The 23,382-nt window shown below is 39.9% G+C and carries 26 protein-coding genes; 4 read left to right on the top strand and 22 right to left on the bottom strand.

Translation table 11 applies throughout. The annotated features are described in order from the left end of the window. Positions 1 to 6: 6 nt before the first annotated feature. From WC743_RS14765 to WC743_RS14685, 17 genes are all read right to left on the bottom strand, one after another. Positions 7 to 1,077 carry an NADH-quinone oxidoreductase subunit H gene (locus WC743_RS14765; RefSeq protein ID WP_373012961.1) on the bottom strand — a complete coding sequence of 357 codons (1,071 nt, stop codon included), beginning with the start codon at positions 1,075 to 1,077 and terminating at the stop codon, positions 7 to 9. 384 nt (positions 1,078 to 1,461) lie between these two features. Beyond that, on the bottom strand, positions 1,462 to 2,304 hold the full coding sequence (murI, locus tag WC743_RS14760) for a glutamate racemase (RefSeq protein ID WP_373012959.1): 843 nt from the start codon (positions 2,302 to 2,304) through the stop codon (positions 1,462 to 1,464). Between the two features lie 63 nt (positions 2,305 to 2,367). Further along, the gene (locus WC743_RS14755) at positions 2,368 to 2,880 is read right to left on the bottom strand and encodes an OmpH family outer membrane protein (RefSeq protein WP_373012957.1); all 513 of its coding nucleotides are present in this window, start codon (positions 2,878 to 2,880) and stop codon (positions 2,368 to 2,370) included. Between the two features lie 53 nt (positions 2,881 to 2,933). Further along, positions 2,934 to 3,464 (bottom strand): OmpH family outer membrane protein, encoded by a 531-nt coding sequence (locus WC743_RS14750; RefSeq protein WP_373012955.1) that lies wholly within the window; start codon positions 3,462 to 3,464, stop codon positions 2,934 to 2,936. A 16-nt stretch (positions 3,465 to 3,480) separates the two neighbouring features. Next, on the bottom strand, positions 3,481 to 6,033 hold the full coding sequence (gene bamA / locus WC743_RS14745; protein WP_373012953.1) for an outer membrane protein assembly factor BamA: 2,553 nt from the start codon (positions 6,031 to 6,033) through the stop codon (positions 3,481 to 3,483). A 63-nt stretch (positions 6,034 to 6,096) separates the two neighbouring features. Beyond that, entirely contained in the window at positions 6,097 to 6,837 is a 741-nt protein-coding gene (locus WC743_RS14740) for an isoprenyl transferase (protein ID WP_373012952.1), read from the bottom strand. A gap of 342 nt (positions 6,838 to 7,179) precedes the next feature. Continuing rightward, the gene (locus tag WC743_RS14735) at positions 7,180 to 7,701 is read right to left on the bottom strand and encodes an ExbD/TolR family protein (protein WP_373012950.1); all 522 of its coding nucleotides are present in this window, start codon (positions 7,699 to 7,701) and stop codon (positions 7,180 to 7,182) included. Positions 7,702 to 7,812: 111 nt separating this feature from the next. Continuing rightward, positions 7,813 to 8,607 (bottom strand): DUF6089 family protein, encoded by a 795-nt coding sequence (locus WC743_RS14730; RefSeq protein ID WP_373012949.1) that lies wholly within the window; start codon positions 8,605 to 8,607, stop codon positions 7,813 to 7,815. A gap of 10 nt (positions 8,608 to 8,617) precedes the next feature. Continuing rightward, positions 8,618 to 9,499, bottom strand: a complete 882-nt coding sequence (locus WC743_RS14725) for an NAD kinase (protein ID WP_373012947.1) — start codon at positions 9,497 to 9,499, stop codon at positions 8,618 to 8,620. A gap of 8 nt (positions 9,500 to 9,507) precedes the next feature. Continuing rightward, positions 9,508 to 10,170 carry a CBS domain-containing protein gene (locus tag WC743_RS14720; protein ID WP_373012945.1) on the bottom strand — a complete coding sequence of 221 codons (663 nt, stop codon included), beginning with the start codon at positions 10,168 to 10,170 and terminating at the stop codon, positions 9,508 to 9,510. A gap of 2 nt (positions 10,171 to 10,172) precedes the next feature. Beyond that, positions 10,173 to 10,934, bottom strand: a complete 762-nt coding sequence (locus WC743_RS14715; RefSeq protein ID WP_373012943.1) for an alpha/beta fold hydrolase — start codon at positions 10,932 to 10,934, stop codon at positions 10,173 to 10,175. A 119-nt stretch (positions 10,935 to 11,053) separates the two neighbouring features. Further along, positions 11,054 to 11,503 carry a GatB/YqeY domain-containing protein gene (locus WC743_RS14710; RefSeq protein ID WP_373012941.1) on the bottom strand — a complete coding sequence of 150 codons (450 nt, stop codon included), beginning with the start codon at positions 11,501 to 11,503 and terminating at the stop codon, positions 11,054 to 11,056. 83 nt (positions 11,504 to 11,586) lie between these two features. Next, on the bottom strand, positions 11,587 to 12,345 hold the full coding sequence (locus WC743_RS14705; RefSeq protein WP_373012939.1) for an SDR family NAD(P)-dependent oxidoreductase: 759 nt from the start codon (positions 12,343 to 12,345) through the stop codon (positions 11,587 to 11,589). A gap of 163 nt (positions 12,346 to 12,508) precedes the next feature. Then, positions 12,509 to 13,252 carry a porin family protein gene (locus WC743_RS14700; protein WP_373012937.1) on the bottom strand — a complete coding sequence of 248 codons (744 nt, stop codon included), beginning with the start codon at positions 13,250 to 13,252 and terminating at the stop codon, positions 12,509 to 12,511. Next, positions 13,249 to 13,980, bottom strand: a complete 732-nt coding sequence (gene ubiE / locus WC743_RS14695) for a bifunctional demethylmenaquinone methyltransferase/2-methoxy-6-polyprenyl-1,4-benzoquinol methylase UbiE (protein ID WP_373012936.1) — start codon at positions 13,978 to 13,980, stop codon at positions 13,249 to 13,251. The genes WC743_RS14700 and ubiE overlap by 4 nt, the downstream gene beginning before the upstream one ends. Before the next feature lie 114 nt (positions 13,981 to 14,094). Next, positions 14,095 to 14,787, bottom strand: coding sequence for a DUF3307 domain-containing protein (locus tag WC743_RS14690; RefSeq protein WP_373012934.1), 693 nt, complete (start codon positions 14,785 to 14,787; stop codon positions 14,095 to 14,097). Beyond that, positions 14,777 to 15,394: a helix-turn-helix transcriptional regulator gene (locus tag WC743_RS14685; RefSeq protein WP_373012932.1), complete on the bottom strand. Its 618-nt coding sequence runs from the start codon at positions 15,392 to 15,394 to the stop codon at positions 14,777 to 14,779. Before WC743_RS14685 ends, WC743_RS14690 begins: the two co-directional genes overlap by 11 nt. Before the next feature lie 221 nt (positions 15,395 to 15,615). On the opposite strand from WC743_RS14685, the gene WC743_RS14680 reads away from it, so the two are divergent. Continuing rightward, positions 15,616 to 16,986, top strand: a complete 1,371-nt coding sequence (locus WC743_RS14680; RefSeq protein ID WP_373012931.1) for a Gfo/Idh/MocA family protein — start codon at positions 15,616 to 15,618, stop codon at positions 16,984 to 16,986. Between the two features lie 24 nt (positions 16,987 to 17,010). Further along, positions 17,011 to 17,715, top strand: a complete 705-nt coding sequence (locus WC743_RS14675) for a DUF1080 domain-containing protein (RefSeq protein WP_373012929.1) — start codon at positions 17,011 to 17,013, stop codon at positions 17,713 to 17,715. Positions 17,716 to 17,803: 88 nt separating this feature from the next. On the opposite strand, the gene WC743_RS14670 is transcribed toward WC743_RS14675, so the two are convergent. From WC743_RS14670 to WC743_RS14660, 3 genes are all read right to left on the bottom strand, one after another. Then, positions 17,804 to 18,835, bottom strand: coding sequence for an aldo/keto reductase (locus WC743_RS14670; RefSeq protein ID WP_373012927.1), 1,032 nt, complete (start codon positions 18,833 to 18,835; stop codon positions 17,804 to 17,806). Between the two features lie 129 nt (positions 18,836 to 18,964). Next, positions 18,965 to 19,468, bottom strand: a complete 504-nt coding sequence (locus tag WC743_RS14665; protein ID WP_373012925.1) for a GNAT family N-acetyltransferase — start codon at positions 19,466 to 19,468, stop codon at positions 18,965 to 18,967. Between the two features lie 304 nt (positions 19,469 to 19,772). Continuing rightward, positions 19,773 to 20,465 (bottom strand): helix-turn-helix transcriptional regulator, encoded by a 693-nt coding sequence (locus WC743_RS14660; RefSeq protein WP_373012923.1) that lies wholly within the window; start codon positions 20,463 to 20,465, stop codon positions 19,773 to 19,775. A gap of 221 nt (positions 20,466 to 20,686) precedes the next feature. Here WC743_RS14660 and WC743_RS14655 point away from each other — a divergent pair, with 221 nt between their 5' ends. Then, complete coding sequence (locus WC743_RS14655; RefSeq protein ID WP_373012921.1) at positions 20,687 to 20,869, top strand: hypothetical protein; 183 nt, start codon at positions 20,687 to 20,689, stop codon at positions 20,867 to 20,869. Positions 20,870 to 20,949: 80 nt separating this feature from the next. Then, complete coding sequence (locus tag WC743_RS14650) at positions 20,950 to 21,363, top strand: hypothetical protein (protein ID WP_373012919.1); 414 nt, start codon at positions 20,950 to 20,952, stop codon at positions 21,361 to 21,363. A gap of 117 nt (positions 21,364 to 21,480) precedes the next feature. Here the strand turns inward: WC743_RS14650 and WC743_RS14645 are convergent, their stop codons facing one another. Further along, positions 21,481 to 21,813, bottom strand: coding sequence for a hypothetical protein (locus WC743_RS14645; RefSeq protein ID WP_373012917.1), 333 nt, complete (start codon positions 21,811 to 21,813; stop codon positions 21,481 to 21,483). Positions 21,814 to 21,930: 117 nt separating this feature from the next. Then, positions 21,931 to 23,265 (bottom strand): sensor histidine kinase, encoded by a 1,335-nt coding sequence (locus WC743_RS14640; protein WP_373012915.1) that lies wholly within the window; start codon positions 23,263 to 23,265, stop codon positions 21,931 to 21,933. Between the last annotated feature and the right edge of the window lie 117 nt (positions 23,266 to 23,382).

Below are 23,382 nucleotides of genomic sequence, written 5' to 3'. Positions count from 1 at the left end.
CAATTATCACATTACCCACAGCCGCCACACGCCGGATATCAACATACAGGCAAATGCCAGTGGGGTTAATACCTTCCAGCACAGGTTCATCAACTGATCAACACGTAAGCGTGGGAGCGTCCATCTTATCCACATCTGTACACCAACCAGCGACATGGTTTTAATTAATATCCAAATAATGCCCCAAATAGTACCGGTTGTCCAGGTGGCCAAAGTTACTGAACCTATATTTGGTAAAGGTGTGTTCCACGCGCCTAAAAATAAGACCACCCCCACCATTGATACTAAAAACATCATGGAATATTCTGCCAGAAATACCAGTGCAAACTGCGGCCCGGTAAATTCGGTATGGAAACCTGCAACCAGTTCAGATTCCGCCTCGGGGATATCAAATGGTGCACGGTTACTTTCAGCCAATGATGCTATAAAATATATTACAAAAGCAATAAGCAAATGCGGTGCCTGGAAAACATTCCATGCCAATATACCACCCGTGGCCGATACATCCCACAGCCCCAGGAATTTCGTTTTTTCTGCGGATAAAATACCTTGTTGCATAGCAATATCCTGCAGGTTTAAGGTTTGGGCTATCATTACGGCAGATATAATGGCGAACCCGGCAGGGATCTCGTAAGAGATGATCTGTGCCGCCGACCGCATGGCACCAAGTATAGAGTACTTATTGTTTGATCCCCAGCCTGCCATCAGTATGCCTAAAGTTTCTATGGAGATGATAGCGAATATATAATACAAGCCAATGTTAATATGTGATGGCACCAGCCCCGGGGCCCATGGTAGTGCCGCAAACCCAAGGTATACGGCTATGAATATAATGCCGGGCGCCATCAGGAACAAAACCTTATCGGCAGCTGCCGGAATAATAAGCTCTTTTTGCAGCAGTTTAACAATATCTGCCAGGGTTTGTAAACTCCCAAACTTACCCGTTTCTGTTGGGCCAAGGCGGTTTTGAATGAACGCGCTTATCTTACGTTCGGCATATACGCCAAATAGGGTAAAAGCCCCTACAAAAGCAAATAAGCCTGCTGCTATAATAAAATATGTAACGTAAAAATTCAAGGGCGTTTACTTTGGGTGCAAACTTAATAAATGCCGGGGATAGTTGACTGGTTTGGTAGTTCTTTTTTGAGGGGGAGATAATACGGATTTATATGATGATCCTGATCTGTGACGTTTGTAACCTTGCATTGATAATTAAATCGCCGATGACAGAGCTCCGTTAGTAATGGAAGTGATTTATGAAGCGTCAGTGGTTGTTACTTTCTTTTCTCTCAAAAGAAAGTAACCAAAGAAAAGTCGCGGCTTGGTACCGCCCTATTTAAGTTAGTGCTTTTTCAGAGCGAGTGCCACCCGTGCGTTACACTATGCCGCATTTTGAGCTAATCGTTCCGTTTGTCAGGCTCCCATTTTGGTCTTTTATCTGCACATCTGAAATCCGCACATCTACTCACACCCTTTCCTTACATCCACATACTCACTCTTTACCTCATCGTTAAAAAACAGCGACGCATGATGGTCAAAAGTGGAGGTATCATCAGTAGTAGTATAAAATTGACGGTTACCTTTTTTTGTTAGAATTTGTTCAATTCCGGTATGGCGGTTAAGGTAATCAGCCAGGCTGGTGGCAACAATATCTCCCTGGGCCACTACACTAACGTGGGCCGGTAAATATGCCTTTATTTTATCCTTTAATAAGGGATAATGAGTGCAGGCCAGTAAAATGGTATCAATATTTGGCGATTGCTGCATTAGCTGGTCTATATACAACTGCACATAATAATCGGCGCCGGGCTTATCGTATTCGCCGCTTTCTATTAAAGGTACCCAAAGCGGGCAGGCTTGCTGATGTACTTTCAGTTCAGGAAAAAAATGTTCTATCTCAATGAGGTATGAGCCAGACTGGACGGTACCTGTAGTACCCATTACTCCTATTTCTTTAGTTTGGGTATAATTGCCAATAACCTCTGCCGTTGGGCGTATAACGCCTAATACACGTTTATCTGCATATTCTTTTGGCAGGTCCTGTTGCTGTATTGTACGTAATGCTTTAGCTGATGCGGTATTGCAGGCCAGTACAACTAACGGGCAGCCTTGCTTAAACATCCATTGCACACACTCCCATGTGTACTGGTGAATGGTTTTGAAAGACCTGTTACCATATGGTGCCCGGCCATTATCGCCCAGATAAATATAGTCGTAACCGGGCAATTGCTCAACAATTGAACGGAAAACCGTAAGGCCACCAATACCTGAATCAAATACACCTATAGGTTTACCGGATGCCATATATACAAAAATAAAAAAAGCGCCCTGTATAAGGGCGCTTTTACAAATAATTAAATTCCTGGCTTATTTAATACCCAATTTAAGCTTAACTGCTGCCATCATATCATCGGCCGGTGGCGCAACAATCAAATCTGTGTTAGAAGAGTTTAATACGTAAGTATAACCCTTTTCTTTAGCTACGGCAGTAATTGCAGCACGGGATTTATCAACCAATGGTTTCATTAACTCGTTACCTTTAGATTCAACTGATTGTGAAGCTGTATTCTGGTAATCCTGGAAACGTTTGCTTAAATCCTGTAACTCATTCTCCTTAGCAACACGTACAGCATCTGTCATGGTCGCTCTTTTGTCCTGATACTCTTTGCTTTTGTTTTGCAACTCTGTATTTAAAGCAGTAAGCTGATCCATAAACGTTTTTTTGTACACATCAATTTGTGATGTAAGTGTTTTGTATTCAGGCAAAGTAGTTACCAATTGCTCAAATTGGATATAACCAACCTTTGTTTGCGCCTGCGCAAAGTTGCCTGCAAATAACAATCCCGCTGCAACTAAAGCAACTTTAAATAGTTTTTTCATTTCTGTTGTTCTCTGGTGTTTAAAAAAAATAGTTCAATTTTATGTTTAAATTTTTATTTGGCAAATACACCGGGCTTAAGCCCTAAACGTGTTACCACATCATTACTTTTATCATAACGCGGACTTGCATATAGCATAATCACTTCGCTATTCTTATCAAAGATCATGTCAAGGTTATCACTTTCGGCAACTGCCTGTACAGCCTTAGACACTCTATCCTGAATTGGTTTAATCAATGCAGTACTCTTCTTTGAAAGTTCGCCATCGGGGCCAAATATTGAGCGCTGAAAATCTTTAGCCACTTTCTCTTTATCAACAATCTCGGCCTCGCGGCGTTTGCGCATATCAGCTGTCATTAAAACCTGATCAGCCTGGTAAGCTTTGTATAAGCGGTCAATTTCCTGAAAACGGCCGTCAACTTCCTTTTGCCATTGATCTGATAACGACGCAAGTTGCTTTTGTGATGATGCATATTCAGGCATATGTTTTAAAATATAATCTGAATCTACATAAGCAAAGCGTTGTGCCAGCGCAGCGGTAAAGGCCGTAAAAGTAAAAAATAGAATTAATATTATCTTCTTCATAAATCTGTTAGCAAATTTAATTAAATCCACCGCTTAAAGTTTGTGAAATTGTAAAATGGAAGTGTCCCTTGTTCGCATCAGGCTGACCAGGTATCCTGTCAAACCCGTAACCGTAGTCTAATCCAAGTAAACCAAATATCGGTAAAAATATTCTTGCACCAACACCTACTGATCGTTTTACGTTAAACGGATTTACTTTACTTATATTATCCCACACGTTACCGCCTTCGGCAAATGCCAGGAAAAATATTGTTGCAGACTGGCCCGCTATAACCGGGTGCCTTAACTCCATTGTAAACTTATCATAGATGGCACTACCCTGGTTGGTATTGGCATTAAGGTTTGATCCTTCGGGCACAATTGAGAAATTCTCGTAACCCCTTAAACCAATTATATCAGTACCCTGTAAGAACTGGTAGCTCTGCATACCATCACCACCCAGTTTAAAGCGCTCAAACGGCGATTGCCCAACCTGGCTGTTATAAGTTCCTAAATAACCAAACCTTGTTTGTGACATTAATACCAGCTTACCGGTAATTTTAGTAAACCATTGTGCATCAAACTTCACTTTATAGTACTCAACAAAGTGGTAGCGTTGCTCTGGAGTAGCAATTTTATAATTAGTACTGTTAAACAACGAGTACGGCGGTGTTGCCTGTAACGTTAATTTTATGTTTGAACCTGTTGTTGGATAAATAGGCGCATCAACCGAGTTACGGCTAAAATCCTGAGTTAATTTAATGTTGTACGATGTACCGTTATTAAACAGGTAACCCGGATAGTTGTCCAAATTATAGTGGTCAAAGTTTAACGAGTAGTTTAACTGGAAGTAGTTATCAGGCCAGTTTAAACGCTTACCTAAAGTTACACCTACACCATTAATACGCAGGTTATTGTAGTTAGGGCTTGATTTGGCATAGTACTGGCCGGTTGAACTTCCCTGGGTATAAGCAGATACTGCAAAGTAAATAGGTTTTTTACCACCTAACCATGGCTCAGAGAACGTGAACGAGAAGTTCTGATACGTTCTGCCGCTTGACTGGCCCCTTAAGCTTAGTTTTTGGCCATCGCCTTTTGGTAACGGTTTATAAGCTTTTAAATTAAATAAGTTACGTAACGAGAAGTTGTTGAACGTTAAACCCAGTGTACCCACCAGCTGCCCGCCACCAAAACCACCTGACAGCTCAATCTGATCTGAAGGTTTTTCAACTACGTTATAAATAATATCTACTGTACCATCAGCCGGGTTAATGTTTGTTGGCTTTGGTTCGGTTTTTTGTTCATCAAAGTTACCCAACTGGCCAATTTCGCGGGCGCTGCGTATTAACAGTTCCTTATTGAATTTCTGACCTGGTTTAGTACGTATTTCACGCAATACCACTTTATCGTTGGTAACATCATTACCTTTTAACATTACACGGTTAATAGTATACTGCGGGCCTTCATATATCCTCACATCAATATCAACTGTATCATTATAAATTTTTGTTTGTACAGGATCGGCATTAAAGGTTAAATAGCCATCATTTAAATATAACGATGATACATCATCATTACTTGGCGTGGGGCCCGATAGCCTTTTATTCAATTCTTCTTCGCTAAAAGTTTGACCTTTTTCAATCTGTAAGATCCTGGTTAAAATATCTGACGGATACTTGGCGTTACCAGAAAACGTGATATTACCGAAGTAATATTTAGGCCCTTCATATATCTTTAGCTTAACATCAACAGTTTTATCATCATGCTTGGTAACTGTATCACTTAATACTTCCGCATCGCGATAACCTTTACCCTGCATGGTTTCAACAAGTGATACTTTATCTTCTTCGTATTTATCCTGTTTGAATTTCTTAGAACCAAATATGTTATAAACACGGCGTTTACGAGTCTTTTTAAGGTATTTGCGCAACTTGGCTGTTGAAAACGCCTTGTTACCCTCAAAAATAACATTGTTGATCATTACCTTACTCTTTTTATCAACGGCAACATCCAGTATAACGCTGTTGGCATCTCCCGGGTCTTTTGTTTGCTTGATATCTACAGTAGTATTAAGGTAACCTTTTTCGTTAAAGTGTTTTTTGATGATAGCTGTGGTAGTACTCAGCAGGTTTTCATTTACAATTTTCCCTGTTTTATCACTAAGCTTTTTGGTTACATCTTCAATTTCGCCTTTGCGGATACCGGTAATGTGCAGCCTTGATAAACGCGGGCGTTCAACAACGGCAATCTCCAGGTAAATGGTATCCATGTTTATGCGGGTAACATTCAACTGTACATCATCAAAAAGGCCTTGCTTGTAAAGATCTTTAATAACGTTGGCATTTTGTTCTCCCGGCAAATTGATCTTATCGCCCTTGTTTAATTTTGAGATCTGTAACAATACATCCTTATCCAGATATTTTGCCCCGGATATTGATATGCCCCCAATAATATAATCTTTAGGATTAAGGTAGCTTAAACTATCGGCAGATATAGATTTAGTAAGCGGAGGCCGGATACCAGAAGGCACCTGTGCCAGTGCTGTAGCGCTTATAAAAGAGAAAAGTATAGCAAAAAAAACTTTATTCATTCGAATATTTTAGTGGGCTAAAAATAATTTATACAGTTGTTAAAAAGTGTTAAAAGAAAAAATTTAGTTTACCTGCTCGCTTATCATACCAAAACGGCGTTCGCGTTTCTGATAATCAAGTATAGCTTCATACAAATCTTCACGCCTGAAATCGGGCCATAATTTTGATGTGAAATAAAGCTCGGCGTAGGCAATTTGCCAAAGCAGGTAATTACTTATGCGGTATTCGCCACTCGTCCTTATTAACAATTCAGGATTAGGCATACCGGCTGTATATAAATTATCTTCAAACATTTTTTCATCAATATCAGCAGGTTGCAATTCGCCATTTTGCACTTTAGTGGCCAGATTAACAGCTGCCTGCATAATTTCCTTGCGCGAGCTGTAGCTTAACGCCAGAGTTAGCACCAGCCCTGTGTTTACTGATGTTTTTTCAATAGCATTGTTTAACTCCTTGTGGCATTTTGCCGGCAATTGGTTTAAATCGCCAATGGCATTTAAGCGCACATTGTTTTTCATCAGCTTTGCTATCTCTTTATTAATTGTGCTGATAAGCAGTTCCATAATAGCGTTAACCTCAAACGTTGGCCTGTTCCAGTTCTCGGCGCTAAAGGTATACAGGGTTAAATATTCAATACCCAGTTCACCTGCCCCCTCAACAACATCACGTACTGATAGCACGCCGTTATGGTGGCCAAATACTCTTAATTTGCCCTTACCTTTGGCCCAACGGCCGTTGCCATCCATAATAACAGCTACGTGGCGGGGCAATTTTTGCAAATCAATCTGATCCTTATAACTCATTTTCCTGGCGGTTTTAACTGCTATTTTAAGGCAATTAAATTCATTGCTTTGTTAAAATTAAACCTCTTTTAAGCAAAGCTTTCAATAACTTATGCTATTTTTTTCAGGTGACAAAGGTAAAACTTACTTTGTATTATTTTAGTATGCAGTGAAAAAGAAATAAATTGGTTTTTTTAGTTACAAATGATGTGTAACAGGTAGCAAGTTGCCGTAATAATTGAGTATAAAGCCTTTAATCACCTATCTGTCACCTACTCCCGGAAGCAATAATCCTGCTTACGTTTACAAATAAAAAGCACCATAGTTTTTATGCTATGGTGCCATATAATTATAAAACTAATATCAATAAACCTGTTTACTTTTCAATAAATTAATATCTGCTGCTGCTATATCGGCAATGGCGTATTGCTGTATACCTGTTATCTTCATTTCATCAAGCGCGTTCACCAGGTTTTCGTAAACAGAACTTTGGGCGGGTTTAATAAGTACTATCATACTTTTACCTGTATCATGCAACACCTTGCCCCTCATATTTACTATGGCCTTGCGCAGCCCTTGCCTGCCGTAATTAGTTAAGGTAGCCGTTACTATTTGTTTATCTGCAGCGCCTAAATAATATACTACCTTATTGTTATTACCCAGGCAAATGGTCATGGTTCTGAGGTCTGACACGCCGCCCGGTATATCACCTACCGGCATTACTACATCCATAGCTTTTGGTTTGGCAAGTGTTGTTGTAAGAATAAAAAAGGTGATCAGCAGGAATGCAAGATCAACCATTGCAGTAAGATCTACCCTGAGTGGTGCTTTTTTTGTACGGGTTTTGTTGCCTGATTTTTGTGGGGTTGCGGTTAATTCGGCCATGACAATAAGTTTAAGGTTTATAATTTGGTTAATTAATTATTAAACGCTTAAAATTAATGTTTTGTTTCATATTGCAGAATTAAATACTGAAATATATTATATACTCAGAATTTAATTCTCAAAATAGCACTTTTGAGTAACAAAAGTATAAGAAACGGTAAAACCTGCAAACATGTAAATGTCGCGGGGTTTAAAATCGCCACGTTGAGAACCGGGGGAGCCTATGTAGCTACCACCGCTACGCTCACCAGAGCGGTCAGACAAGATAATTGATGTTTGGCTGGGGAGTTTGCTTTTATCGGCATATACACCGCTTACATCGTCCAGGTAGTCGGTATTAGTATAGCGGTAACCTAGTTCGGCGGCAACAGTCCACTTACCTGCAAAGTTGTATTTAAAGCCTGCGCCATAAGGTATTACAATAGCGTATTCTTTATATGGCCTGGCCTGCCCTTCGGTTAATAAACTGCGCAGGCCTATCTTCACTCCATTGTAGTTGGCCCTTGGTGCGTACGAGGTTATGCCCCCACCTACAAAAATATAAGGAGTGTATTTGTTTTTTGTGACATCGGGTATGTACTTCATAAAGTTAAACTCGGCCATCAGGCTCAGCTCTTTTAAAGGATCAACAAAACTTAAATTACGTTCACGAACCTGCTGGTTGCCTGATGTGCTATCGGCACCACTAATTTGGCCGTAAGTAAAGTTTAGTTTTGCTGCGAGGTAGCCATTAAAATTACGTTTAAAGAATACGCCTATAGATCCACCGCCTGGCTTAATGGGGTTACTGGTATTAAGATCACCTATATAGCCGGCACCACCTATAGCACCGCCAATTTCCCAGGTTTGGGCACTTGCGCTAACAGAAATAAATATAAAAAAAATTACTGTTAAAAGTTTTTGCATTAAGGCAAATTTAATAATTACGGGCATCCAAACCCCATAATAACTTGTTCCTTAACGTTGATAAGTAACTTTCATTATTTAAGCGGATCAAATTTAGCTGGAAACCTGCTTTATACACCCTGAAATTCATGGTTTTATCGATGATGACCGTACGGCTATCGCATGATACAATGTAGTTGGTTCCCCTGCACTCTACCTCAAAAGATAATGTGCTGGTATCTGGCAATACGATGGGCCTTACATTCAAATTATGGGGTGCAACGGGGGTTAGCGCTATACTGTTTGATTGCGGGAAGATGATGGGGCCACCGCAGCTTAACGAATAAGCTGTAGAACCTGTTGAAGTAGATATAATGATACCATCGCCCCAGTAAGAATTCAGGAATTCGTCATTCAGGGATACATGCGTGGTTATCATTGCCGAATCGTCACGCTTGTGTATGGTAACATCATTTAGGGCGAAGTTATCATCGCCAAAGATCTTTTGGTCTGAATCAATAACCAGCAGCTCGCGGCTATCAATTGTAAACTCTTTGTTTACTACCGCGTGTATGGCTGCCGCAATATCATTTTTGTTGATACTGGCTAAAAACCCTAACCGGCCAAAATTTATTCCAATTACCGGGATACCCGAATCACGAATGAGGGTTACCATATCCAGCATGGTGCCATCGCCGCCAATAGTAATAAATATATCTATAAAACCTTTAAGGGCGTTGGTGCACTCCAACACGTTATACGCAGTTGTATCTACATTGCCCTGCAACTTTTCATTAAGTTGTGGATGCAGGTAAATATTTACGTTATGCAATACAAGAGAATCAAATACCTGGCGGATGTATGGAAACACCGATGGATCATTAAATTGCCTGCCGTAAACTGCTATGTTCATAAGTACTTTTACAAGTTCAAATAATTCATGAACGAATCAAAACGATCCATAGAGTTATCGTTATGGTCGGTATTGTTAAAGGTGGCCTTAATGTCATAGCCGTAACGCAAAAAGGTAGCGGTAATGTTTGAGATATCCTGCTTATTCACTTTAAGTGTAACCTCCATCCGGGTGGAATCAGGAAAAGTGCGGGTGTAGGAGCTCAACACCTGTGCATTGTCTGACTCTACCACCTGAGACATGTGTGCCAGCGAATTATTTTTATTATCAACCTCCAGCACAATGATGCCACCCGGGTCAGAAACCGATGTCAGCTTAGCAAAATACTCGTTCATGGTATTGATAGATATCAGCCCCAAATAATCCTTCTTGGCATTCAGCACCGGTACAACACTTAACTGGCGTTCATAAAACAGGCGGATAACATCATATATATGCTGATCTTCGAGCACATAAGGGTTTACCAGCGATAAAGCCAGCGACCCAATTGAAACTGTATAGTCTGCTTCCTCTATCAAATCATCTTCTGATAGCAACCCCAGAAATTGTTCTTCATTCACAATTGGCAAATGGCTTACACGAAACTCCGCCATACGATCATACACCTTCTGTATAGTATCAGAGGTGTGTACCGGTGGTATCGCTGTAGATATAAACTCAACTGCAAGCATATTTATTTTTTGATTTTATTTAAAAACATTGCAAGATACTTATTAAATTCTTCAGGTTGCTCCATCATAGGCGCATGCCCGCATTTATCTATCCAATGCAGTTCGGCATTTGGTAACAATTCGTTAAACTCAACTGCAACTTCCGGTGGTGTAATCTTATCATCACGACCCCAAATTAACGATACCGGCATTGTAATTTTACGCAAATCTTTTTTCATATTGTGGCGTATGGCCGATTTTGCCATGGCCAGTATGCGTATAACTTTATGCCTGTCATTAATGGTCTGAAAAACCTCATTAACCAATTCGTCAGTCGCTGTATTAGGATCATAAAATGTAAATTGCACTTTTTCTCTAACAAAGTCAATACTTTCTCTTTTCGGAAATGAACCTCCAAAAGCATTTTCATATAAACCCGAACTACCTGTTAAAACCAAAGCTTTAACATAACCCGGATGTGCCAGTACATATATTAGCCCCACGTGCCCACCTAATGAATTACCTAATAGTACTACGTTACTTAGCTTTTTAAATTTTATGAATTTATGAATAAATTTAGATAAGCTACGCACACCGGTGGTTAACAGCGGCAGATCATAAATAGGCAAAATAGGTAATATAACACGGTAATTAGGGCTAAACTCCTCAACAACCTTTTCCCAGTTGCTTAATGCACCCATTAAACCATGCAGAAGTAACAGCGTTTCACCTTCACCAGCTTCGATGTAATTAAAACCGTTTTCTTCCTTGAGCACGTAATCCATATATAATTGTTATAAGTTTTGGTTATTGTAAATATAGCAGACCATTTTAAACATCGGTTTAAATATTGCAAAATTAGGTTAAATTTAATTCATCGGGTTACTTCTCAGCAAACTAATACTTATCCTAACAATTGTTTTACTATCTCAGATACGGTTTTACCATCGGCACGGCCGGCAAGCTCTTTATTGGCCACACCCATTACCCTGCCCATATCTTTAACGGAGGTTACCCCAAGCCTTTCAATTAATTCCTGTACATAACCCTCAATCTCAAACCGGCTCATTTGCTGCGGCAAATATGGTTCTATCACATACATCTCTGCCATTTCAATCTCGTACAGGTCCTCCCGGTTTTGTTGCTTATATATATCTGCCGATTCTTTTCGTTGCTTGATCAGTTTTTGAAGCACTTTAATTTCGGCCTCCTGGGTTAATTCTTCAGACGCTCCTTTTTCGGTTTTAGCCAGCAATAAAGCCGATTTAATAGCACGCAATGCGCGTAAACGATCTGCCTGTTTTGAAAGCATGGCCTGTTTTATATCCTGGTCTATTTGTGTGATGAGTGACATATTGTTGAATTAGTGAGTTCCTGATTTAATGAATTAGTGATTGAAGCTTTATCTGCATATCTGAAATCTGCATATCCGCACCTCTACCGCTTAAATATATTTGTTGCCGATGCCTGCGCGGTTGGCATAATTACCAGATCGTTTATATTAACGTGTGCCGGGCGCGATGCTACAAACCAAATGGTATCGGCAATATCCTGTGCAGCCAGCGGGTCAAAACCATCGTAAACCTTTTTTGCCCTGTCCTTATCGCCTTTAAAACGCACTTCAGAAAATTCTGTTTCAACAGCGCCAGGATGTATAGCAGTAACTTTTATACCGTATTGCAACAGATCCATCCGCATACCTTTATTTAATGCATCAACAGCGTGCTTGGTAGCGCAATATACATTCCCGTTGGGGTAAACCTCTTTACCGGCAATTGAGCCCAGGTTAATAATATGGCCTGATCCATTAGCTATCATCCAATTACTAACTACTTTGCTTGTGTACAGCAACCCTTTTATATTGGTATCAATCATAGTGTCCCAATCATCGTAGCTGCCTTTATCTATCGGGTCTAAACCCTGGCTCAGGCCGGCATTATTTATCAGCACGTCAACCTTTCTCCATTCAACGGGTAAACCTTCCAGGTTGCTTATTACCTGCTCCCTGCTGCGGATATCAAATGATGATACAGCAATTTCAGTATTGTATTTATTATTCAGTTGCTGGGCCAGGTCTTCCAGCCGATTCATACGGCGGCCGGTAAGTATAAGGTTATATCCTTCGCGGGCGAAGGTGTGTGCACAGGCCTCGCCTATCCCCGCGGTTGCTCCTGTAATTAATGCAATCTTAGCCATAGGTAGTTTAACTATCAGCAGCGAAATTATGTTTTTATGTTGAAATAATTACAGTATGAATCTTGATTTATGGATTATAGGATTGCCATGACATGTGGCAGGCAACATTGTAACGCGAGGTTGCGTCGTTCTTTCTCTCAAAAAATATTGGGCAAGGCGCTATTTACTCAAAATACAAACTAAACATAATAGTATGTAACGATAGTTTGCTGATGGGTGATGAAAAAGGGTGGTTTTCTTGCACAAGTAAGTTGCCTAATGAGTTGGTTACCTTTATTTCGGGAGAGAGTTTAAAGTATTCAAAATAAATATCGAACCCCAGGCCGGCTTCGTATGACGAATAGCTTTTGCTGTTTTTCAGCAATTTATCAAGCGGGCCAGAATTAACGTCAGAATCTTTCTTAGAACCGATGGCGCTTGAAAACTTCATACCACCTAAAAGGTATGCCCGCATATTACCGATCCGGTCTGATTTTAATTTTAGGGATAACGGAAAATCAACCGTGGTAGTTTGTACCGTCTTATCAACATCTTGCGAAGCTGTTTTATATTTATAGCTTACTGACCGGTCTGAGAAAACGAGCGAGGGCGTTACCCGTACCTCCAAATGATCTGTTATGCGATAACGGGTAATAAAGCCTACGGCAAAGCCGGGGAGTGATTTTGAACTGATGCTGTTTAAGGAATCTGTTACGTATGAATTATTATCGGCATCAAAGAAAGGTTTACGCCAGTCTGGCTTTTTAACTATCTTAAAATCGCTTGATACGTATGAAAAACTAAAGCCGAAGCTTAGGTCAACTTGATCGGCACCGCCACCCCATGCAGGTATTAATTGTTGCGCAAACAAAGCGTTGCTGCAACACATCAATATCACAAAGGTGATTACGTGCCGGTTTCTAATCATTTAATGCCTGTATAAATGGAACAGATACCAAACGCTAAAGGCCTGTTTTTGGTATTTTTAAAACCTGCTTTATCCATTAATGCTGTAAAAGTTTCACCATCAGGAAAAGCCTCAACTGACTCGGGCAGATAACTATAGGCACGGGAATCTTTTGAAAAGATCTTGCCAATGCCAGGAGTGATATAGTTAAAGTAAAATTTATATAGTTGCTTTACCGGGAATACCTTTGGTTTAGAAAACTCCAGTACAACCGCTTTACCACCTGGTTTTAATACACGGTATATATCTGCCAAACCTGTTTCCAGGTTCTCGAAGTTACGAACGCCATAGGCAACTGTAACGGCATCAAATGCATCAGTGTCAAATGGTAATTTTTCTGAATCGCCTAGTTTTACCTCAAATTTATCAGAAAGGTTACGTTTAGCTATTTTTTGCTTAGCGATATCCAACATACCCTGCGAAATATCAACCCCTATGATCTTTTTAGGTTTCAGAATAGATAGCGCTTCAAAAGCGAAATCACCGGTACCTGTGGCTACATCCAAAATTAATTGCGGATTAAGCTTTTTCAGTTCATTAATCGCAATTTTTCGCCAGATAATGTCAATACCCAGCGACATAAAATGGTTCAAAAAATCATATGTTTTTGATATGTTATTAAACATATCGGCCACCTGCTGTTTTTTGGTGCCCTGCTCATCCTGGTACGGGGTTACGGTTTTGCTCATGTATTGGGCAAAGATAGTGGTTTTAGGGAATTGTTAATGGTTTACAGGCCATGGTTTACGCCAAAGGCATTACTTTGACTTATGGATGAACTTATATGTATAGCCAAATGTGATTTATTGCACAATTAGTTTTAATGCTAACCCTATTGCAACGGCTATAAAAATGCTCATTAATGTTCCAATCAGCAAATACTCAGTTTTAACCTCTTCATTATTACTGTTATACCTTAAAATACTTTTCCCTGTTATTAACAACCCAATGGCTTCATACTGGCCATGGTACACAAATAGGCAGATCAATATTCTCTCTATTATCCCGATATATTTACCGGCGTTTTTTAAGCCTGCAGGCACTGCCCATTGCTTGGTAACATATGCTATAATAACAGATGCCGGAAAGGTTAAGAAAAAAGCACCAGCTGCAAAAGCCCAAAACGTACTGTTTTCATAAAAGGTCTGGAACATTTTCATGTCGGGCTGATAGTTAAACGTAACTATCCAACCTGCTACAATTACTACTAAATGCAGTATTTGGTCAATTGCAAAATTTTTAAAATCTGGCTTGGCATAAGACTTCAACAAATCAATTATACCATGAATTATTGTTATAGCTAAAACCACCTTCCAATAGCCGGGGCCAACAAGTAAAATTGCTGTAAAGCCGGTAACAAGCACATGTAAATAAAGATATCCGGAGCTTATTTTGTTCTTCTCTTTCTCCTTAACCCACTTTGAAGGCTGCCACCAAAAATCACTTATAAAGTGCGCTAACACTAACTTCATTAACCAAATCATGCTACTTTCCATATTGTAATTGATTAGTTAGTATTTTAAATTTTGTTAGCATACTTTCAATCTCTTCAAATCTTGCAGCTTTTACATGCTGGCTTATTGTTGCGGTTGTTACACCTAATAATTTGGCAGCCTCAATTTGTGGTTTATCTGAAAGTATTATACTAAGAACTTCGGCCTGTTTTGCGGTTACTCTTCCAAGCAAGCTATCTACATATTCTGCTATTATTTCATATGTAAAATCTTTATCCTCGTCACCGCAGGTTATATATAACCTTCTCGATGAATTCTGAAATTTATCAAAATACCTGCCAGATTTTACAAACAGGTCGTCCATATTTGATCCAATAACCTTAACATTTGATTTAAGGTTACCCATGCTTATACTTAATCTTATATCAATTCTTTTCTCCTCAGAATATTGTATAGCCAGCAATCTGCTTTTTATACACTTTAACAACGCATCGTCTGCATTTTTTATAAATGCCTGGAAGCTATCCCCTCTGTAAAATTCAATTTTGTCTTCTCTAAAAAGATCCGAAAGATCATTCACTAAGTTAGAGAATAATGTTTTATTCATCAATGTTGAATTGACTATATCTGCGGTAACTACTGCGTTCATGATATGGTTAAATCTTATAATTAATTGTACAAAATTAGTATAAATAACCTAATTAACAATAAATTAGTATAAATAGGCTAATAAATATCAAATTAGTCCAAATAGGCTAGTTAAAAGAATTATCATCATCATATAGCTATAGCAATTCTTTTTAAATATTATTAAAAAGTTATACCTTCACATTATAACACAAACTAATATAAACCCACCTCTTACCCACTATGAAAGAAAACACTGAAGCATCCCGAAGGGGCTTTATTAAAAAGCTGGCTACCACAGCGGCAGCGGTAACCGCAGGCAGCAGTTTACTTGCAGCAGAAAAAACCGGCAGCTTTTATTACCTTAAACAAAACTATGCTAATTTTGGCCCTAACGATCAGGTGAACATAGCCCTGATAGGCGCCGGAGGAATGGGTACTTCTGATATTAACACAGCCCTGCAAATTCCCGGTGTAAAGTTGGTTGCCGTATGCGATTTGTATGACGGCCGGCTTAAAGAGGCAAAAACCAAGTGGGGCGCCGATATTTTTACTACCAAACATTACAAAGAAATACTTACCCGCAGCGATATTGACGCGGTAGTGATAGCCACCCCCGACCACTGGCACCAGCAAATATCTGTTGATGCTATGCGCGCCGGGAAACATGTTTATTGCGAAAAACCAATGGTGCACTCCGTAATGGAAGGCCCGGCAGTAATAAAAGCGCAAAAGGAAACCGGCAAGGTTTTCCAGGTTGGCAGCCAGGGTGTATCATCATTGGGGAACGAAAAGGCCAGGGAACTTTTAAAAAGCGGGGCCATTGGCGAATTAAATTACGCCGAAGGCTTTTGGGCCCGCCGTGGCGCGGTTGAAGTTTGGCAATATCCTATTCCTGATGATGCATCAACCCAAACGGTTGATTGGGATACCTATATCAGCAACGCGCCAAAACGCCCGTTTGATTCTAAAAGGTTTTTCCGCTGGAGAAATTATACGGACTACGGCACAGGCATGGCAGGCGACCTATTTGTACACCTGTTTAGCAGCCTGCATTTTATAACCGGATCAATGGGCCCTAATAAGATCTATGCATCTGGCGGGTTGCGTTACTGGAACGATGGCCGCGAAGTACCTGATGTTTTACTGGGTACATTTGATTATGCAAAGGCTGCGGCCCACCCGGCGTTTAACCTATCGTTACGCTGTAACTTTGTAGATGGCACCAGTGGCACTACCTACCTTAAACTGGTAGGCAGCGAAGGGTCTATGGATATTACATGGGATAGTGTTACCCTTAAAAGAAATAAAACGATAGCTAATGATGACCCCTTCTATATTGAAAAAATGAAACAGATGGGCCAAACCAACAGCGGGCGTAAAATGATGCTGCCACCTGAACAGATCACTTATGATGCTGAGAAAGGCTATTTAGGTGGGCCGTATGACCACATGAACAACTTTATAACCGCCATACGCACTAACGGTAAAGTAGCCGAGGATGCCATATTTGGATATCGTGCGGCTGCCCCTGCCCTGCTGTGCAACGACAGCTATTTTAAGAATACCCCAATGTTTTGGGATCCGGAAAAAATGAAAATGGTAAAATCATAAATAAGCTAACAAAACCATATACGAATGAAAAATCAATTTAAGGTACTTGGCTTAGCCGCTGCAATGGCTTGTGTAGCAAGTTCGGGTTTTGCCCAGACAAAAAAATCTGCATGGGTAAGCTTGTTCAATGGTAAAAATTTGAAAGGCTGGCATGGTTACAACAAAAAAGGTGAGGTAAAAAACTGGGAAATAGAGAACGGCGCGCTGGTTTGCCTGGGTACTGTAAAAGGAACTGACACCGGCGGTGATATTGTTACCGATAAATTATATGATAATTTTGAGCTTGCCTGGGAATGGAAAATAGATAAAGCCAGTAACAGCGGACTTTTATACCACGTTGTTGAAGACCCTAAATATGTATCTACTTATTTAACCGGACCAGAATATCAGATCATTGATGACCTTGGCTGGGTGCCTGACAAGCTGGAAGACTGGCAAAAAACCGGAGCTGATTATGCTATGCATACTGCTAATAAACTTAAGAAAGTAATGCCCGTTGGCCAATGGAACACCAGCAGGATCATTTTCAACAAAGGCCATGTGGAGCATTGGCTTAATGGTAAAAAAATAATAGAATTTACTGCATGGGATGCCGACTGGAATAAGAAAAAAGCCGAAGGAAAATGGAAAGACCATCCGGAATATGGCGTGGCAAAAACCGGCCGTATTGCCTTGCAAGACCACGGGCATAAAGCTTATTTTAAAAATATCAGAATAAAGCAATTGTAGCTTTCTTTTACATCTTCACCTTATGTGATGGATGTAGGATCAAACAAAAGAGGCTGTATTCGTACCTGCGAATACAGCCTCTTTTGTTTTAGTAGAACTTTGGTAGCGGGTTAAGTTTGGTATTCTGGCGTTGGTGCCAGTACGGGTATATTGGCGTTAATTCGCTGGCTGCATCCAGTTTTTTTATCTGGTCGGTAGTTAAATTCCAGCCCACAGCTTCTAAATTTTGTTTTAACTGCTCTTCATTACGGGCCCCTATAATTATATTGGCTACAGTTGGGCGTTGTAAAAGCCAGTTAATTGATATTTGCGCAACAGATTTTCCGGTTTCTTCGGCTACTTCATCAAGTGCATCAACAATATTATACAAATGTTCAAAGTTGGTTTCCGGCCCATGGTCTCCTCCCTTACTACGGCGGTTATCCTCCGGGATAGGCTGTCCGCGGCGGAACTTACCGGTTAACTGGCCGGAAGCAAGCGGGCTCCAAACAATGGTGCTTACTTTTTGATCAATACCTGCAGGCATCAGCTCCCACTCAAACTCGCGATCTAACAAAGAGTAATAAGCCTGATGCGCCACATATTTAGCCCAGCCATATCTTTCTGACACTGACAGTGATTTCATTAAATGCCAGCCCGAAAAATTAGAGCAGGCTATATAACGCACCTTACCGCTTGAGATAAGGTCATCCAATGATCGCAGGGTTTCTTCAACAGGCGTGTTACCATCAAAACCATGCATGTGATAAATATCAATATGATCGGTTTTTAAACGACGCAGGCTGTTTTCTGCAGATCTTATTAAATGATATCTTGATGAACCATAATCGTTGGCGTCATCACCCATTTTGAAAGTTGCTTTGGTAGATATTAGCACCCTGTCGCGCAAGCCTTCCAGTGCCTGGCCTAATATATCTTCTGATATTCCGTTTGAGTAAACATCTGCCGTATCAAACATATTAACCCCTGCATCAAGGCAAAGGCTAACTAAGCGTTTAGCATCATCTAACTGGGTTTCGCCCCAGGCTTTAAAAAATTTACCTGCACCGCCAAAAGTGGCAGTACCAAAACTAAGTACCGGCACATGCAAGCCAGAACCACCTAACTGTCTGTATTCCATTTTGTAGATTTTTATGTGAATTACCCGGAGACTACTCCTGATAATAATTCAAATCTCGGTGATAGATCTCAAAATTTATATCACAGGAATAACATAAAGGAAAAAAGAGATCTTACTATTAATTAAATGCTATCCCAATTTCTTTTCGTAACACAAAAATCTTAATCCCGGGCGAAAACCTAAACCAATTTCGCCGGCGTAAATATAACCCAGTTTAGGAAAAAGCTTTTGTGTAGCCATGTTATGTGTATTGGTATCAATACGCAATATATTTATTCCTTTTTCTATGGCCACCTGCTCTGCCTTTACCAACAAAGCCTCGGCAATGCCCCTGCCCCTGTAATGCGGACTAACAGCCAGTCGATGCGTAACCACCGACGGCTCGGTGATATCCCATCCTACCTGGGTGTACTCCTCGCTTTGGTCGCCAGTGATAGCTATTATACCGGCAATGTTATCATCAATATCTGCCACCCAAAGCTGGTCGAGGCTAATATCGCGCTCAAACACCCCAGGATTTGGATAATCATCGCTCCATTGAAAATTACCGGCCGCCTGCATCAACGGTACAACATCTTTTATAAGCAGCATTATAGCGGGAATATCAGTAAGGGTAGCAAGGCGTATATTCATTAATTCAAAAGTAAAAATTCAAAAATCATTTAGCTATTGATCGCTAAACCGATAACTAAAGCAGCAATAATACCGGCGTGTATAAGTACCGAACTCAAATAAATTTTCCCATATCTCATAAGCCTGACGCCGTTTATTACGAATAAGACTACAGTACCAATGAAAGCAAGAAATACCGAAAGCACGTCAAAATTTGGCGTACAAGGCCCACTTTTAAATCCCGGCAAAACGTTAAATAAGCCCACCACAACTATTACTGCAACGTAATATAATAAAGTACGATAAACGGGTTTTTTAAACATTATTAGTGATTGTGCTTTTTATGAATATCCTTCACCAAACACAGCTTCTTGATCTCATCAATACGGATAGTGAATGGGGCGTATTTTAAGCGGTTGCCAATCATTTCGGTAGTATTATCAGAGTGGGCTATTACCTCTTCGGGGTTATCACTGGCAAGCAAGCGCTTATACATGCGGTAATCTCCCCATTCAATATAGTAAACCTCGCCTGGCAGGATTTTTTTATCGTTAATTATCTTTAGCGCCACCCAACAACCATTCTCTAAATACGGGTACATGGAGTGGCCCCAAACGGGTAATGCAAAATCACATTCCTCAATTCCGGGGAAGTTCATCCGGCCCACGGGGCGGGCATCATTAATATCATTATAAACCTCAACTCCCGAAGCTGTCGCAATTATTTCATACATGGGTATCCCTTCCTCATTCCGGCTTACTACAGTTTTATCTGTATTTTTCTTTCCACCTAAGTAATCGCTGTATTTCTCCTTAAATATCTTTAATTTTTCAGGATCAATATTTTGCCTGCTCTTTATTATCTCTGTAATACTGCTGGAAGAATTAAATCCCAACGAGTCGGCCAGTTCTGTATTATTACTAAAAGCTTTCCCTCGTAACTGGTTATACAATATTATAAACTCCAGAGTTTCAGGGCGTATTGTTTTAATCTTGTTGGGCTTTGATTGGTCTTCCATAATAAAAATAATTATTTACAGATTTTTCTTTATTTATTTAAAGATTATTCTTTATATTTGAATCGTCAATATTTACTAAACTACTACAAATAATTCACATTCCAAATATCATGATTAAAGAAATTAAAGAAACTACTTTATTAATAAGCCGGCGCTGTTAAGCAATTGCGCTTAAATACTATCCATTATACTATTACTAACTAACCAACTAATTATTGCCCATGTATATTGCCTACAGCGCACTGCGCACTACAACCAAAAACGGTAAATCCCAATTAAAAAACCAACAACTGCAGCAACGCTTAGAAGGCTACCAGGCCACCTGCCAAAAATATAGTCACGAAATAGCCGCCATACAGAAATACCTGCCGGGATGGATGCCCACGTTTGAGGCGAAGCGGTAAAACCAAAAGCACATGACAATGCCGGGCCTGCTCTAACAAATAGCATTCATACAACCAACACATAACAAAACCATATTAAAATGAAACTGACACAAAAATTAAAAGACGAACTATGGTGGATGATCATATCTGTAGATTATGATTACAGCCGCATTAGCATTGCTGACCATGAACTGAATGACGATACCCTTACCCTTTGGCTGGAGGACAAGCACGATTTTAAAAACTCGCTTGATGAATGCCTGCAGCTGGATCTATCGGTTAAACAGTTTGCCAGGATCATCAAAGCCGAAAACCTAAATAGTTATGACGGTACCAAAGTGCATCCCAACAAACAGTTTGTATACAAAACCCGAATCCAGATAAATGAAGCTATTAAATGGTACCGGGAAGATGCTGCATTAATTGAACAACAATGGGCACGTGAAGCGTTACTAAGAACCGTGCTTACCTACCTGGTAGAAACCGAAGCAGTTGGCGAAAAAGAATGGTAACGATGAAAAATCAAAAAGCAGCAGATATTATAAATATATAAAATTACAGTTTTTTTATTTTACATTATGCCAATAAGCATATGCAACATATAAACCATGCCCTGCAATTAAAGAACCTTATTTAACTTTAACCTGTCGTTCCTTTTCTACTTCTACCAATTCTTCAACCTCGCTTATTGCTTCGGCCGGAGTGGCATTGTACTTAAGTTTGCGGAAACGCCATATAGCAAAAGCAGGTTCCTGAAAACGGTTAATAAGCTTAAAGAATTTTGGGAAGTTATGTACCTCATCAAGCAATACGCCGGTTACTATGCCATTATTATCCAGTATCTCGCGGATAGTGTATTCTTTGTCTTTGGTGATCCAGATCTCAAAATCACGACGGATCTCTTCGTTCTTATCAGGATCTATCTTGTCATTAATGCAAATCACTTTATCGCCCGGTCTCATAATAATTCAAAAGTAAAAATTCAAAAGCAAAAAAAGCACATGTATTTGTCATTAGTTAACTAACTAATAATTTAATCGGCCTGTGTGTTTTTGAATTTTTACTTTTGAATTTTCGCCTTAATTCCCCATCGGCATTGACACGTAAAACACGGCCCCTGCGCCTTCAAAGCTCTCTACCCAAATGCGGCCACCCTGCAGCTCGGTAAACTCCTTACAAAGCAAAAGCCCAAGGCCTACACCTCTTTCATTATCGGTACCAATGGTTGATGCCGCGCGAAGAGAAAACAGCTCGGTCTGCTTCTCTGCCGATATACCAATTCCATTATCCCTCACAATAAGCAGGCACTCGCGGCCAATTTGCTTAGATTTAAAGCTTATTTGCCCACCTTGCGGGGTAAACTTAATAGCATTATTAATAAGGTTGCGTATTACCAGTTGCAGCATATCACTATCAGCAACAATTTTAATGTCCCAGTCAGCATCACTAATAAGTGTAATATTTTTTTTAGACGCTATGGACCTTTCAAGCTCATAGGTACTATACAAAGCATCGCGCAGAGAAATATAGCCCAGTTTTACATTAACACCATCCATTTGAGCTTTTGACCATACCAGCAATTTGCCCAGCATATCAATGGTACGGCGGGTTACCTTTAGCAGGTCACCTTCTACCATTTGCCGTTCCTCGGTATCCAGTTCATATTCGGTAACCAGCTCAAGGTAATTTTGAATATTGCTTAACGGGGACCGTAAATCATGAGCAATAATGGACATGAGCTTATTCCTTTCTACATTGATACGCTCTAACTCGTGGTTCTGCTCGGTTATTTTATGGTTCTTTTGTTCAATAGCCGCAGCTTTTTCTGAAGCCGACTTTCGCTCGAATTCGTAATTACGTTTTAAGTAAGTAATAGTGTAATATAGAATTACTATCACCATTACATAGGCCGACGTAATATCAAGATAACGGCTCGCGCGGCCATCATAAGTATATGAAATAAACTTAGGGTAATAATATTCAACCAGGTGCAGGATAATTATAATAGAAATATTTACCATTATCCACAGGCGTTGTTGATTTTTAGGTATCACACACAACAACAATAAAATACAAAGCCCCATCAGCATATCAGTTGGGCCATAGGTACCGGAGTTGTATATAAAATTAACTACAAACAGCAGGTTACCCATAATTGCAAATATTACCAATGTAGATTTTATTTTGCCCTGATAGCGCGACCGGTAAAAGAGGAACGAGAAAACAATAAGGGCTACAAAGCTGATAAGTGCTATTAATGGCAGGCCAATTAAATAATTAAATGGCACATTATACCCTAATGCCAGCATGGCTATAATGCATATGGAGTGGAATATCCTCGTCTCCAACGGAAATTCAGCTGTGGAGCCGGTGATCCTGATCCAAAGCTTATTGATATTTCCTAATAGTTGCACCTAAATAACTGATAAGGGTAAGTACAAGATTACTAATAATATTTAAAAAGGGCAAGCAATGTTAAACCTAAAGCGCTAAATTTCAATACAAGACAAATTTAAACGCATAAAAAAAGC

The organism is Mucilaginibacter sp. (assembly GCF_041660805.1).
Taxonomy (GTDB): domain Bacteria; phylum Bacteroidota; class Bacteroidia; order Sphingobacteriales; family Sphingobacteriaceae; genus Mucilaginibacter.
Note: the sequence above shows the minus strand (reverse complement) of the source record. Positions and strands in the feature narration are given on the sequence as shown.